Genomic DNA, 12239 nt, shown 5'->3' with positions numbered 1-12239 from the left:
TCCGATGTTTCTGTTTGGCGCCCGCGCCCCTATAATGGCTGCCTTTTTCGCCCAATGATTTTGCGGAGCTGGTGATGGCCGAACGTAAGGCGTCCGTCGAGCGCGACACTCTGGAAACCCAGATCAAAGCCTCGATCAACCTGGATGGCACCGGAAAGGCCCGATTTGATATCGGTGTTCCTTTTCTTGAGCACATGCTGGACCAGATCGCCCGTCACGGGCTGATCGACCTGGATATCGTCAGCAAGGGCGACCTGCATATCGACGACCACCACACGGTGGAAGACGTCGGTATCACCCTCGGCCAGGCGTTTGCCAAGGCCATCGGCGACAAGAAAGGCATCCGTCGCTACGGCCATGCCTATGTCCCGCTGGACGAAGCGCTGTCGCGTGTGGTCATCGACTTCTCCGGCCGTCCAGGCCTGCAGATGCACGTGCCCTACACCCGCGCCACCGTGGGCGGCTTCGACGTCGACCTGTTCCAGGAGTTCTTCCAGGGGTTCGTCAACCACGCGCTTGTCAGCCTGCACATCGACAACCTGCGCGGCACCAACACCCACCACCAGATCGAAACCGTGTTCAAGGCTTTCGGCCGCGCCCTGCGCATGGCTGTGGAGCTGGATGAGCGCATGGCCGGGCAAATGCCTTCGACCAAGGGCGTCCTGTAATGCAGACGGTCGCGGTTATCGATTACGGCATGGGTAACCTGCACTCGGTGGCCAAGGCCCTCGAGCACGTAGGGGCCGGCAAGGTACTGATCACCAGCGATGCCAACGTGATTCGCGAAGCCGATCGCGTGGTGTTTCCCGGCGTCGGCGCGATTCGCGATTGCATGGCCGAGATTCGCCGCCTGGGCTTTGACAGCCTGGTGCGCGAAGTCAGCCAGGACCGTCCCTTCCTCGGCATCTGCGTGGGCATGCAAGCCTTGCTCGACCGCAGTGAAGAGAATGAGGGCGTCGACTGCATCGGCCTGTTCCCTGGGCAAGTGAAGTTCTTCGGCAAAGACCTGCATGAAGACGGCGCTCACCTGAAAGTCCCGCACATGGGCTGGAACGAAGTCAGCCAGGCGGTGGATCACCCGCTGTGGCACGACATTCCGGACATGGCGCGCTTCTACTTCGTGCACAGCTACTACATTGCCGCCGGTAAGCCGGGCCAGGTGGTGGGTGGCGGGCACTACGGCGTCGACTTCGCCGCTGCACTGGCCGAAGGCTCGCGGTTTGCCGTGCAGTTCCACCCGGAGAAGAGCCATACCCATGGCCTGCAATTGCTGCAGAACTTCGCCGCCTGGGACGGGCGCTGGTAATGGCCAGGAAGCCGAAGCAGCCGGTCTTGAACCTCACGCCTGAACAGGAGAGTGAGGCTACCCTCAAGATCAAGCGTTTCATGGAAGATCGCTTCGAGCTCAAGCTGGGGTCGTTCGAGGTCGCCGAGATCCTCGAACTGTTCACCACCGAAGTGGCTCCGCACTATTACAACAGGGCGATTTTCGATGCGCAGACGCTCCTTAAAGAAAGGTTCGAAAGCATCGAAAGCGACCTGTGGTCGCTTGAGAAACCCTGATTTCCCAAGCATTGCTGAATATCGAATAAGGTTTGCCAGATGCTGATTATCCCCGCTATCGATCTCAAGGACGGTGCCTGCGTACGTCTGCGCCAAGGCCGCATGGAAGACTCCACCGTGTTCTCCGATGACCCGGTGAGCATGGCCGCCAAATGGGTGGAAGGGGGCTGCCGTCGTCTGCATCTGGTGGACTTGAACGGCGCCTTCGAAGGCCAGCCGGTGAACGGTGAAGTGGTCACCGCCATTGCCAAGCGTTACCCGAACCTGCCGATCCAGATCGGTGGCGGTATCCGCTCCCTGGAAACCATCGAGCACTACGTCAAGGCCGGCGTGAGCTACGTGATCATCGGCACCAAGGCGGTGAAAGACCCGGCGTTCGTCGCCGAAGCCTGCCGCGCGTTCCCGGGCAAAGTGATCGTGGGCCTGGACGCCAAGGACGGTTTCGTCGCCACCGACGGCTGGGCTGAAATCAGCACGGTGCAGGTGATAGACCTGGCCAGGCAGTTTGAAGCCGACGGCGTCTCCGCCATCGTTTATACCGACATCGCCAAAGACGGCATGATGCAGGGCTGCAACGTGCCATTCACCGCTGCGCTGGCGGCCGCCACGAAGATCCCGGTGATCGCTTCCGGCGGCATCCACAACCTGGGCGACATCAAGTCGCTGCTGGACGCCAAGGCGCCCGGCATCATCGGCGCCATCACCGGCCGTGCGATCTACGAAGGGACCCTGGACGTCGCTGAAGCCCAGGCTTACTGCGATGCCTACAACGGCTGAGGACTGACCATGGCGCTGGCCAAACGCATCATCCCTTGCCTGGACGTCGACAACGGTCGCGTGGTCAAGGGCGTCAAGTTCGAGAACATCCGCGACGCCGGTGACCCGGTGGAAATTGCCCGCCGCTACGATGAGCAAGGTGCCGACGAGATTACCTTTCTCGACATCACCGCCAGTGTCGACGGCCGCGATACCACGTTGCATACCGTCGAGCGCATGGCCAGCCAGGTCTTCATCCCGCTGACCGTGGGCGGTGGCGTGCGCACTGTGCAAGACATCCGCAACCTGCTCAATGCCGGCGCGGACAAGGTTTCGATCAACACGGCGGCGGTGTTCAACCCGGAGTTCGTGGGCGAGGCCGCACAGCACTTCGGCTCGCAATGTATCGTGGTCGCCATCGACGCCAAGAAAGTCTCCGGCCCGGGCGAAACCCCGCGCTGGGAGATCTTCACCCACGGCGGTCGCAAGCCGACCGGCCTGGACGCGGTGGAGTGGGCGATGAAGATGGAAGGCCTGGGTGCCGGTGAAATCCTGCTGACCAGCATGGACCAGGACGGCATGAAAAACGGCTTCGACCTGGGCGTGACCCGGGCCATCAGCGATGCGCTGGGCATCCCGGTGATCGCTTCCGGCGGCGTCGGCAACCTGCAGCACCTGGCCGACGGCGTGATCGAAGGCCACGCCAGCGCGGTGCTGGCGGCGAGTATTTTCCACTTTGGCGAATACACCGTTCCCGAGGCCAAGGCCTACATGGCGGCGCGCGGTATCGTCGTTCGCTAAACGCTGCTGGACACCATGGCAGGCCAGAGGCACTCTCTGCGCTTGCCATGGATTCCGGTAACTTTCATGTTCAAGCACCTGCTGCTCGCCCTTGCCAGTACGTCTCTCCTGTTGACCGTTCCGGCCCGCGCCGAGGAACCGTCCGACGCCTCCCTGGTGTTGCTGACGGAAAACTTCCCGCCCTACAACATGGCGAAAAACGGCAAGAACTTCGCCAAGGACGAGAACATCGAAGGCATCGCCGTGGACATCGTGCGCGAAACCTTCAAGCGTGCGGGCATTTCCTACAATCTCACCCTGCGTTTCCCCTGGGAGCGCATCTACAAGCTCGCCCTGGAGAAACCAGGCTACGGCGTGTTCGTGATGGCGCGCCTGCCGGACCGTGAGGCGCTGTTCAAATGGGTCGGCCCCATCGGTCCGGACGATTGGGTGCTGTTGGCCAAGGCCGACAGCAAGATCCAGCTGAACGACCTGGAGCACGCGCGCCGCTACAGGATCGGTGCCTACAAGGGCGATGCCATCGCCGAGACCCTGGAAAAGCAGGGACTCAACCCGGTCGTCGTGCTGCGCGACCAGGACAACGCGCAAAAGCTGCTGGATGGCCAGATCGACCTGTGGGCCACCGGCGACCCCGCCGGGCGTTATCTGGCGCGCCAGATCGGGGTCTCCGGGCTCAAGACAATCCTGCGTTTCAACAGCGCCGAACTGTACCTGGCGCTCAACAAGCAGGTGCCGGATGAAGTAGTGAGCAGGCTTCAAGCGGCGTTGGATCAGTTACGAGACGAGGGGGTCGTGGCTGACATCATGGGGCGTTATCTCTAGTGGCGGCTCCTTTGCGGGCACGGGCTGCGGGCGCTCGGCCTCTACGGAATCGGTGGTATTTGCCTCACTGAAATACACCTGCTCGGTATTGGTGTAGGTCACTGATGTTGCCAGGGGGCTGGCATCCCTGCGCAGCAATGTGTACTCGCTTTCGACCACATAGGCTGCCACGGTCTTGTGGGCCGGGACATATGCAGCGATGTCGGTGGTTTGCGGGGCGGTCCAGCCTTTGGACGAAACGCTCGAGTGAGTGAATGCACTGCCCAGCCTTACCGAGCTTTTCGGGTTGGTTCTGAGAGAATGGCCTGTCCATGCCTCGGTCATGTCGACACCCGTGGCCCACTTGAGGAAGTTGGCTGCGAAACCGGGCGAGCCTTTGGTAATCGTCCATTTGAAGGTCTGGCTGGTGGTCGTTGGGTTGCGCGCCACATCGACCAGTACGTACTTGTCGCGTCTTTGCAGCCTGTAGAAGGGGGACCGCAAGGGTTGCTCGTCGGCTGGCAGCTCCGGGTCGGAGACTAGAAACCAGGGGAGTTGGCAGACATGCAAGGACTCTTCGGCGTCCAGGGTTGAAGGTTGCCCGTCTGCAGACGGTGCGGGCGGGGCCGGGAGCTCGTGCCCCGCCACCTCGGTCAGGGGGATATGCAAGGCATGCGCTAACCCGGGCGCTTCCGGCTTTGCATAGCCCCGCACCCCGAAAAATGTCCCTGGTGCCAGGTAAGCCTCTCCAGGATGAGCGGTCGGCGGCATGACGTCCCAGGCACTGAAGTCGATTTGGCCGCGACTGCCTTTGTCATTCCAGATGTGATCGGCAACGTAAGCCGGCACGGCCAGGTCAGCCCGCACACAGCGCACGGTGTTCAGCGAAGGCCGTTGATAGCCCACGCCGCATACGGTACCCAGGGCCACATAGCCATCAGGCGGGACCGGCTGCCAGATGGAAATATCAGCGTTGGCGCCTGTGCCGCGACTGTTCCAGACTTCTATGAAGTCTTTCGGTTGGCGAAGTGCGGTGCCGTTGGTTTTGTTGGCTTCGCTGACAACAACGACGGTCTTGCGATGATTCAAATTGTCATGGCTCGGGTGAGCGACATCTCCCAATGAGGAGAACGAGATCAAGTGATCGGCACTGGTGCTCGGGCGCCAAAAGCTGGCCGACTTTTTGGCGCCCGAGCCTTGGTCGTTCCAGAGTGGGGTGAACTCCGAAGTGAAGTTGATCAGCAGGTCTTTGACTTGGATGGGTTCCATGGGGGTACTCCTTGTGGATGGAATGGTTCTGTCTCTCGATGTGGTCGAGCCGGACCGGTTAGCGGGGTTTGAGCAAGTCCACGCGCAGTGCTGAGGGTTGGTCAGCCTGGTCGTAGGCGTAGGTGCAGATCTTGTAGGGTCTGTCCCGAACGGTGATCAGCCGTGCGTACTGCTCTGTTCGCGTGCTGGGGGAGTCATTGAGCGTGGAAAATATCTCGATAGGTTCGTCCTCCTCCTCCTCCACGGGAGGGGGCGGAAAGGCCAGGTAATCGACTGGCCTGAGGCAATCGGTCGTGGTGGCCGGGCCGAACTTGTAGGAGTAGCGATGCATGAATGGCGGCGCGAGCTTCCAGATCACGGTGTAGGCCGCCAGCCCCTGTTTATCCAGGCTGATGCTCAAGTTCGGCGTGCGTGCCGGCCCGGGTTCGGCCAGTTCCACCGCCAGGGTCAGGGCATTTTTCATCATGCCGTTGGTCGCCTGTTGTTCCTCGGAATCCAAGCCGACGATACACAGCATGTGCATACCGGTTTCCGGTCCGATGGCGTCATTCACGTACGCGTCCTGCGCCTTGATCGGGGTGCTGTAAAGCTCCGGTTTTTCGCAATCAATGGCGCGCCGAGTGGTTTTGTAGCGATAGAGCGCAGTGTTGGTCGTGAAGGAAAGGTTCCAGCGCGGCACGATATCCTTGTGTGTGCCGTCGGGTCGCTTGACGAAGTATTGCTGGATGGGGTCCGGGTGCCGAAAGGAAATGGTGGTGGTCGGGAAGAGTTCGCAGTGTTCACTGTCGGCTTTCAGAACGCCTTCGACAAAGCACCGGTTGAGGAACGTCACCGGGCTGCCGTAGTTCGTTTCGGAGTGCCAGGTGGGCATACCGTTGTTGACCTCGCAGGGCGCGTCCCTTTGGCATTTGCGTTCTTCGGTCTGGCCTGAAGTGCTGGTGCTGAGAATGCCGAAGAGCGTATTAGTCGCCCGCTCCAGCAGTGGCCCGCCGAAGCCGCCGCGGCCGATACCCTGGCATTGGTTTTTCATGGTCACCCGCCACACGAACGGCTGTTCCACCAGTTCGCGCGAGGCTTGCTGCGCGCAGGCGGAGAGATGCAGGGTGTCCCATTCCGGTGCAGCCAGCGCGAGGATATCGACCCCGTCGGCGGGGACCGCTTCGGCCAGTTTCAAAGGGGCGATGCCTGCCTTCAGCAAATCGGCAAGCGAAGCTTTCAGCTCGACGATCGCCAGGTCCACTCCCTGGCTACTGCTCCATTTCAGGGTTTTCAACGGAAAGGTCTTGAGGCTCTCCAGCGTGTCGTCGAAGTAGTTGAAGCTGATGTTGCCTTTGATATCCAGGTCTTTTTGTACCCCGCCGTTATGGCGATGAAGGCAGTGGCTGCTGGTGAGCACATAGGCCGGGCCGGACTTGCCTGCGTCGTCGCGGGTGTCCAGTAGGGAGGCGGTGCAGAGGGCCTGGGCTTCATTGCGGATGCGACCGACGCCAGTCCAATGGGCGTGCTGATGCTGCGCATTGGCGAGCATTCTGGGCGGGCTGGCGTTGGCAAGGCCTTCACCATAGTCCCTTGGTGCCGCGATAAGCAGGTTGGAAAGGCTGCAGAGCAGCAGCCCCGAAATCAAGTGGTGGAGCGTGTTCATGGCATGTCCTGAAAGAGTGAGCGCAAGGTTCGACTATTCAGGAATGTCAGCTGGGCAGTACGGTAGCTATCTAGTACTTGCCATTCTTGCCATGGCCGGCCATTGCCTGGTTACTGCGCACGCTGATCATCAACTTGATATCGATCCACTCCACGCCCTGGGCCTTGAGCTTGGGCAGCTCGCGCTCCAGCACCGCCAGGGTTTGCGGGTAGGGATGGCCGATCATCACCGCCGAACCCTGTTTGTGCGCCAGTTTGATTGCGCTCTGCAGCTGCGTGGTGATTGCCGCTTCGGTGCGTTCGTCGTCCAGGAACACGTCCCGCGAGACGCTGGCCAGGCCGATCTTCTGCGCCTCGGCGGCGGCGACTGTCTTGGCGCTGGTGCGGCTGTCGACAAAGAATTTGTTGCGCCGTTGCAGTTCGCCCATCAACCAGGCCATGGCCTCGGGCTGCGCGGTCATGCGGCTGCCCATGTGGTTGTTGATGCCCGCGGTGTAGGGCACTGCCTTGAAGGCAGCGTCCAGGCGCCTGCCGAGTTCCTCGATGGGCAACTCCGGGTGCCAGGCGAACGGGCCGGTGGCCGGGTCCATGGGCATGTGCAGGATCACGATCTTGCCGGCCTTGTGGGCTTCGCGGGCGAATTCGGCGGCATGGGGCGTGTCGGGCATGATCGCCGTGGTCACCGGCCCGGGCAGGGCCAGCACGCGACGATCCCTGGGCAGATTTTGCCCGAGGTCGTCGATGATAAGGGTCAGGTAGGCTTTGTTGGGCTCGTTGGCCGGGGTCGCATGGGCGACTCCGGCCAGGCTGCACAGCACGGCGATGATCAGGGCAAAACGCATATCAACGGCTGCGCGTAATGCTCAAGCCCTTGAGCAGGCTCAGCGCCTGGGCCAGTTGGTAGTCATCGTCCTGTGGCATCGGCTTGGCTTTCTTGCCGCTGCCGGTGGGCTGGTCGGCGCCGCCGTTGCCATTGCCCAGATGGCCTTGCAGGTCCGCTTCTTTGTAGTACTCGCTGTCGATCTCGTTGGTGATCTTGGCTTTGCGCACCTCGATGTCGGGCACGATGCCCTGGGCCTGGATCGAGCGACCATTTGGCGTGTAGTACAGCGCCGTGGTGATCTTCAGCGCACGTTCGTTGTTCAGCGGCAACACGGTTTGCACCGAGCCTTTGCCGAAACTGGTGGTACCCATCAGCACGCCGCGCTTCTGGTCTTGCAGGGCGCCGGCGACGATCTCCGACGCCGAGGCGCTGCCGCCGTTGATCAGCACGGCCAACGGGACGTTTTCGCTGAGGTCGTTGCCCGTTGCCGAGAAGCGCAGTTCGGAGTTGGCAATGCGGCCCTTGGTGTACACGATCAGGCCCTTGGTGATGAAGTGGTCGACCACTTCCACTGCCGACTGCAGCACGCCGCCCGGGTTGTTGCGCAGGTCGAGCACGATACCGCTGAGCTTCTTGCCGTTGTCCTTGCGCAGCTTGGCCAGGGCCTTGGCCACTTCGTCGCCGGTCTTGACCTGGAATTGGGTGATGCGGATGTAGCCGTAGCCCGACTCCAGCAGCTGGCTCTTCACGCTCTTGACCACAATGGTCGCCCGGGTCAGCGTCACGTCGAACGGGTTGCCGCCGTCGCGTACCAGGGTCAGGGTGATTTTCTGGCCGATCTTGCCGCGCATCTTGTCGACGGCTTCAGTCATGGTCTGGCCACGGGTCGGCTGGCCGTTGATCTTGACGATGAAGTCGCCGGCCTGGATGCCGGCCTTGGACGCCGGGGTGTCGTCGATCGGCGAGACGACCTTGATGTTGCCGTCTTCGGAGCCGACTTCGATGCCCAGGCCGCCGAATTCGCCGCTGGTGCTTTCCTGCAGCTCGGCAAAATCTTCCGGTCCCAGGTAGGCGGAGTGCGGGTCGAGGTTGCTGAGCATGCCCTTGATGGCATTTTCCAGCAGGGTCTTGTCGTCTACAGGTTCGACATAAGCGGCCTTGATCCGGTCCATGACCTCGGCAAAGGTGCGCAGCTCGTCCAGCGGCAGCGGCGCCTTGGTGGTCGCGGCCGTGCTGGCCGGGGCAGCCTGGTCGGCGAAAGCCAGGGGCGCGCCGATCACCAGGGCGATCGTCAGGGCCAGCGAAGTGAGGCGGGACAAATGCAGCATGTCGAACGAACTCCTAATGTAGATGCGCCCCTATCCTTGGGAGCGGCACCATTGTGCGGGATCGCTCGGGCGACCCTGCTGACGAATAGCGAAGTACAGCGCCGGAGTGTCCTGGCCACCACTGTTACCCACAGTGGAGATGGATTCACCGGCTTTTACAACATCACCTGCCGACTTGAGTAATGTCTGATTGTGGCCGTAAAGGCTCAAATAGCCATTGCCGTGGTCGAGAATCACCAGCAAACCGGCGCCCCGCAGCCAATCGGCAAACACCACACGCCCGCCATGAACGGCGTGGACCTGGCTGCCGGCGGAGGCGCTGATCATCACCCCATCCCACTTGGCGCGGGTGTCATCGCCACGGGTTTCCCCGAAGCGTGCCAGTAATCGACCATCAACTGGCCATGGAAGTTTGCCGCGGGCCGAAGCAAAAGGCCCACCGAACGACTCGCCGGCGCTGGAAACCAGCGGGCCAGGCGCTGCATGCGCCGGTTTACGCGGTGCTGGCGCATCCGTAGTGGCGGCCAGCTCGGCCTCACGCTGGCGCTTTTTTTCGGCTTCCTGCTGGGCGATCAGCGCTTTCTGTCGCGCTTCTTCGGCCTCGCGTGCCTGGCGTGCCAGGGTTTCCTCGATGGTTTTAAGCACTTTGGCCAAGTCGGCCTGGTCCTGCTCGCGGGCCTGGAGCTTGGCGTCGCGGGCCTTCACATCCTCATTGAGCTTGGCCAGGGCCAGTTGGCGCTCCTTGCGAACCTTGTCCAGCTCGTCGCGCTGGGCGTTGAGGGCGCTTTTCTGGTCTTCCAGCTGCGACTGCTGGTTGGCGATCTCCTGTTCGACGTTGACCAACTGGCGCAGGGTTTCGTTGAAGCTTTTAAGTTGCTCCAGCCGGGCCTTGCTCAGGTAGTCGTAGTAGGTGAGGGTGCGCGCGAATTTCTCGGGGTTCTGCTGGTTGAGCAGCAGCTTGAGGTATTCCTGGCGGCCGTTCTGGTAGGCGGCACGGGCCTGGATCGCGATCAGGCGTTGCTGTTCAACGCGGGCGCTCTGGAGTTTTTTTTTCTCAGCGTCGAGTCGCTCCAGTTCCGACTCGCTCTTCTTTAATTCTTTTTGTAGCTCCTGGACCTGCTTCTCCAGCTTGCCCATCTCGGTTTCCGTACCGCGCAGGTCTTTCTGCACTCCGGATTTCTCTTCCTGGAGCTTGCCGAGCAGTTTCTTCAGCTCGGTAATGTCCTGACGCGTAGCGTCCAACTGTTGTTGGGTTTGTGCGCGCTCGTCGGCAAACGCCGGTTGGAGCAGGCAGACAAGAGCAAGGGTAATCAAGGCGCGAAGCATAGAGGCGGGCGACACCAGGGAAATGGACGGCCTAGTATGCCCGCCAAGCGCGGCAAAAAAAACGCCCAATTCGGGCTGTAGCGCAAGATAGGTGCCGAGTGGCAGTGGTATGGCAAAAAGACATGTTCCAAACACCGCAGATCCAATGTGGGAGGGGGCTTGCCCCCGATTGCAGTGTGTCAGCCACATAGGTGTCAGCTGATCTACCGTAATCGGGGGCAAGCCCCCTCCCACATTGTTTTTCGGTGAAGCTGGAAATCAGACCAGAATCGAAGTCCCGGTCATCTCCACCGGCTTCTCCAGCCCCATCAGCATCAGCATGGTCGGCGCCACATCCGCCAGCACGCCACCGCTACGCACCTTGAAATCACGCTTGCCGACGTAGATGAACGGCACCGGTTCGGTCGTGTGAGCAGTGTGGGCCTGGCCGGTGGATTCGTCGGACATCTGCTCGCAGTTGCCGTGATCGGCCGTGATCAGCGCTTCGCCGCCCACCTTTTCCAGGGCGTCGACGATACGGCCGACGCACAGGTCCAGGCATTCCACGGCCTTGGTCGCAGCTTCCAGGTTGCCGCTGTGGCCCACCATGTCGCCGTTGGCGTAGTTGACTACGATCACGTCGTAACGCTGGTGGTCAATGGCGTCGACGATCTTGTCGGTGACTTCCGGCGCGCTCATCTCCGGCTGCAGGTCGTAGGTGGCGACCTTTGGTGATGGGATCAGGATGCGCTCTTCACCCGGGAACGGCTCTTCGCGACCACCGGAGAAGAAGAAGGTTACGTGGGCGTATTTTTCGGTTTCGGCAATGCGTAGCTGGGTCTTGCCATTTTTTGCCAGGTAATCGCCCAGCACGTTGTCCAGGCTGCCCGGGGCAAAGGCGGCGGGGGCCGGGATGCTGGCGGCGTATTGGGTCAGGCCCACGTACTGCACTTTTGGCTGGCGGGCGCGCTCGAACTCCTTGAAGCCGTCTTCGACAAACACACGGCTGAGCTCACGGGCGCGGTCGGCGCGGAAGTTCATGAACACCACGGCGTCGCCGTCTTCGACCTTCACTGGCTCGCCGATGGTGGTGGCTTTGACAAACTCGTCGCTTTCGCCACGGGCGTAGGCGGCTTCCAGGCCTTCCTGGGCGGTGGCGGCGTTGAATTCGGCCTGGCCGTCGACGATCAGGTTGTAAGCCTGGGAGACGCGGTCCCAGCGGTTGTCACGGTCCATGGCGAAGTAACGGCCCACCAGGCTGGCGATGCGGCCCTTGCCGAGGGCGGCGAAGGTGGTGTCGAGCAGTTCGATGGACGATTGCGCGCTTTTCGGCGGGGTGTCGCGGCCGTCGAGGAAGGCATGCAGGTAGATCTTGTCGGCGCCGCGCTTGAAGGCCAGTTCGGCCATGGCGACCAGGTGGTCCTGGTGGCTGTGGACGCCGCCATCGGACAACAGGCCCATGAAGTGCACGGCCTTGCCGGCAGCCACTGCTTTATCGACCGCCGCGCAAATCGTCGGGTTCTCGAAGAACTCGCCATCGCGGATCGCTTTGGTCACGCGTGTGAAGTCTTGATACACCACTCGTCCGGCGCCGAGGTTCATGTGGCCGACTTCCGAGTTGCCCATCTGGCCGTCCGGCAGGCCCACGTCCATGCCCGAGCCGGAGATGAGGCCGTTGGGTACGGTGGCGGTCAGGCGGTCGAGGACAGGCTTGTTGGCCGCGTATACCGCGTTGTCGTGGTGGCTTTCACTGTGTCCGAAGCCATCGAGAATTATCAGGACCAAAGGTTTAGGCGTAGTAGTCATAGATCCTCTCGCGGCGGTAATAAAGGAAGACAATTGAAAAGGGAGTGGCAGTTTAAAGCGAAGTTCCGACCACGTCACCGCTTTACGGGGGTTGGCCCCCCCTGGCGGCTGTGTATACTTACCGCCATTTTAACGCCCTGGAACCT

12 protein-coding genes are annotated in these 12239 nt (G+C 61.5%); 6 read left to right on the top strand and 6 right to left on the bottom strand.

Features of this window, described 5'->3' with window-relative positions; all coding sequences use genetic code 11:
* The first annotated feature begins 74 nt into the window (after window positions 1–74).
* The 6 genes from hisB (at window position 75) to BM110_RS12765 (ending at window position 3942) form a co-directional block, all read left to right on the top strand.
* On the top strand, window positions 75–668 hold the full coding sequence (hisB, locus tag BM110_RS12790; protein WP_017849940.1) for an imidazoleglycerol-phosphate dehydratase HisB: 594 nt from the start codon (window positions 75–77) through the stop codon (window positions 666–668).
* Window positions 668–1306 (top strand): imidazole glycerol phosphate synthase subunit HisH, encoded by a 639-nt coding sequence (hisH, locus tag BM110_RS12785; protein WP_071492427.1) that lies wholly within the window; start codon window positions 668–670, stop codon window positions 1304–1306. The genes hisB and hisH overlap by 1 nt, the downstream gene beginning before the upstream one ends.
* A complete protein-coding gene (locus BM110_RS12780; RefSeq protein WP_071492426.1) occupies window positions 1306–1563 on the top strand; it encodes a DUF2164 domain-containing protein in 258 nt (85 codons plus the stop codon). Before hisH ends, BM110_RS12780 begins: the two co-directional genes overlap by 1 nt.
* Window positions 1564–1602: 39 nt before the next feature.
* Window positions 1603–2340 carry a 1-(5-phosphoribosyl)-5-[(5-phosphoribosylamino)methylideneamino]imidazole-4-carboxamide isomerase gene (hisA, locus tag BM110_RS12775; protein ID WP_016972250.1) on the top strand — a complete coding sequence of 246 codons (738 nt, stop codon included), beginning with the start codon at window positions 1603–1605 and terminating at the stop codon, window positions 2338–2340.
* A 9-nt stretch (window positions 2341–2349) separates the two neighbouring features.
* Complete coding sequence (gene hisF / locus BM110_RS12770) at window positions 2350–3120, top strand: imidazole glycerol phosphate synthase subunit HisF (RefSeq protein WP_003171107.1); 771 nt, start codon at window positions 2350–2352, stop codon at window positions 3118–3120.
* Window positions 3121–3186: 66 nt separating this feature from the next.
* Window positions 3187–3942 (top strand): substrate-binding periplasmic protein, encoded by a 756-nt coding sequence (locus BM110_RS12765; RefSeq protein ID WP_092246272.1) that lies wholly within the window; start codon window positions 3187–3189, stop codon window positions 3940–3942.
* On the opposite strand, the gene BM110_RS12760 is transcribed toward BM110_RS12765, so the two are convergent.
* From BM110_RS12760 to gpmI, 6 genes are all read right to left on the bottom strand, one after another.
* Window positions 3895–5190 (bottom strand): Vps62-related protein, encoded by a 1296-nt coding sequence (locus tag BM110_RS12760; RefSeq protein ID WP_093513497.1) that lies wholly within the window; start codon window positions 5188–5190, stop codon window positions 3895–3897. The genes BM110_RS12765 and BM110_RS12760 overlap by 48 nt on opposite strands.
* A gap of 58 nt (window positions 5191–5248) precedes the next feature.
* On the bottom strand, window positions 5249–6832 hold the full coding sequence (locus BM110_RS12755; RefSeq protein WP_093121466.1) for a trypsin-like serine protease: 1584 nt from the start codon (window positions 6830–6832) through the stop codon (window positions 5249–5251).
* A gap of 70 nt (window positions 6833–6902) precedes the next feature.
* The gene (locus tag BM110_RS12750) at window positions 6903–7673 is read right to left on the bottom strand and encodes a divergent polysaccharide deacetylase family protein (protein ID WP_092246280.1); all 771 of its coding nucleotides are present in this window, start codon (window positions 7671–7673) and stop codon (window positions 6903–6905) included.
* Between the two features lies 1 nt (window position 7674).
* On the bottom strand, window positions 7675–8982 hold the full coding sequence (locus BM110_RS12745) for a S41 family peptidase (RefSeq protein WP_071492420.1): 1308 nt from the start codon (window positions 8980–8982) through the stop codon (window positions 7675–7677).
* A 30-nt stretch (window positions 8983–9012) separates the two neighbouring features.
* Window positions 9013–10308 carry a murein hydrolase activator EnvC family protein gene (locus BM110_RS12740; RefSeq protein WP_092246283.1) on the bottom strand — a complete coding sequence of 432 codons (1296 nt, stop codon included), beginning with the start codon at window positions 10306–10308 and terminating at the stop codon, window positions 9013–9015.
* A gap of 258 nt (window positions 10309–10566) precedes the next feature.
* Window positions 10567–12093, bottom strand: coding sequence for a 2,3-bisphosphoglycerate-independent phosphoglycerate mutase (gene gpmI, locus BM110_RS12735; protein ID WP_093513496.1), 1527 nt, complete (start codon window positions 12091–12093; stop codon window positions 10567–10569).
* Window positions 12094–12239: the final 146 nt, after the last annotated feature.

Origin of the sequence: Pseudomonas sp. NFPP28 (genome assembly GCF_900115535.1) — a bacterium.
GTDB lineage: Bacteria > Pseudomonadota > Gammaproteobacteria > Pseudomonadales > Pseudomonadaceae > Aquipseudomonas > Aquipseudomonas extremorientalis.
This window is presented reverse-complemented; position numbering and strand designations above follow the sequence as displayed.

Bases quoted from the DNA above. Each gene is read 5' to 3' on its own strand.
- hisB (WP_017849940.1), top strand. From the start codon at position 75: ATGGCCGAACGTAAGGCGTCCGTCGAGCGCGACACTCTGGAAACCCAG.
- hisH (WP_071492427.1), top strand. From the start codon at position 668: ATGCAGACGGTCGCGGTTATCGATTACGGCATGGGTAACCTGCACTCG.
- BM110_RS12780 (WP_071492426.1), top strand. From the start codon at position 1,306: ATGGCCAGGAAGCCGAAGCAGCCGGTCTTGAACCTCACGCCTGAACAG.
- hisA (WP_016972250.1), top strand. From the start codon at position 1,603: ATGCTGATTATCCCCGCTATCGATCTCAAGGACGGTGCCTGCGTACGT.
- hisF (WP_003171107.1), top strand. From the start codon at position 2,350: ATGGCGCTGGCCAAACGCATCATCCCTTGCCTGGACGTCGACAACGGT.
- BM110_RS12765 (WP_092246272.1), top strand. From the start codon at position 3,187: ATGTTCAAGCACCTGCTGCTCGCCCTTGCCAGTACGTCTCTCCTGTTG.
- BM110_RS12760 (WP_093513497.1), bottom strand. From the start codon at position 5,190: ATGGAACCCATCCAAGTCAAAGACCTGCTGATCAACTTCACTTCGGAG.
- BM110_RS12755 (WP_093121466.1), bottom strand. From the start codon at position 6,832: ATGAACACGCTCCACCACTTGATTTCGGGGCTGCTGCTCTGCAGCCTT.
- BM110_RS12750 (WP_092246280.1), bottom strand. From the start codon at position 7,673: ATGCGTTTTGCCCTGATCATCGCCGTGCTGTGCAGCCTGGCCGGAGTC.
- BM110_RS12745 (WP_071492420.1), bottom strand. From the start codon at position 8,982: ATGCTGCATTTGTCCCGCCTCACTTCGCTGGCCCTGACGATCGCCCTG.
- BM110_RS12740 (WP_092246283.1), bottom strand. From the start codon at position 10,308: ATGCTTCGCGCCTTGATTACCCTTGCTCTTGTCTGCCTGCTCCAACCG.
- gpmI (WP_093513496.1), bottom strand. From the start codon at position 12,093: ATGACTACTACGCCTAAACCTTTGGTCCTGATAATTCTCGATGGCTTC.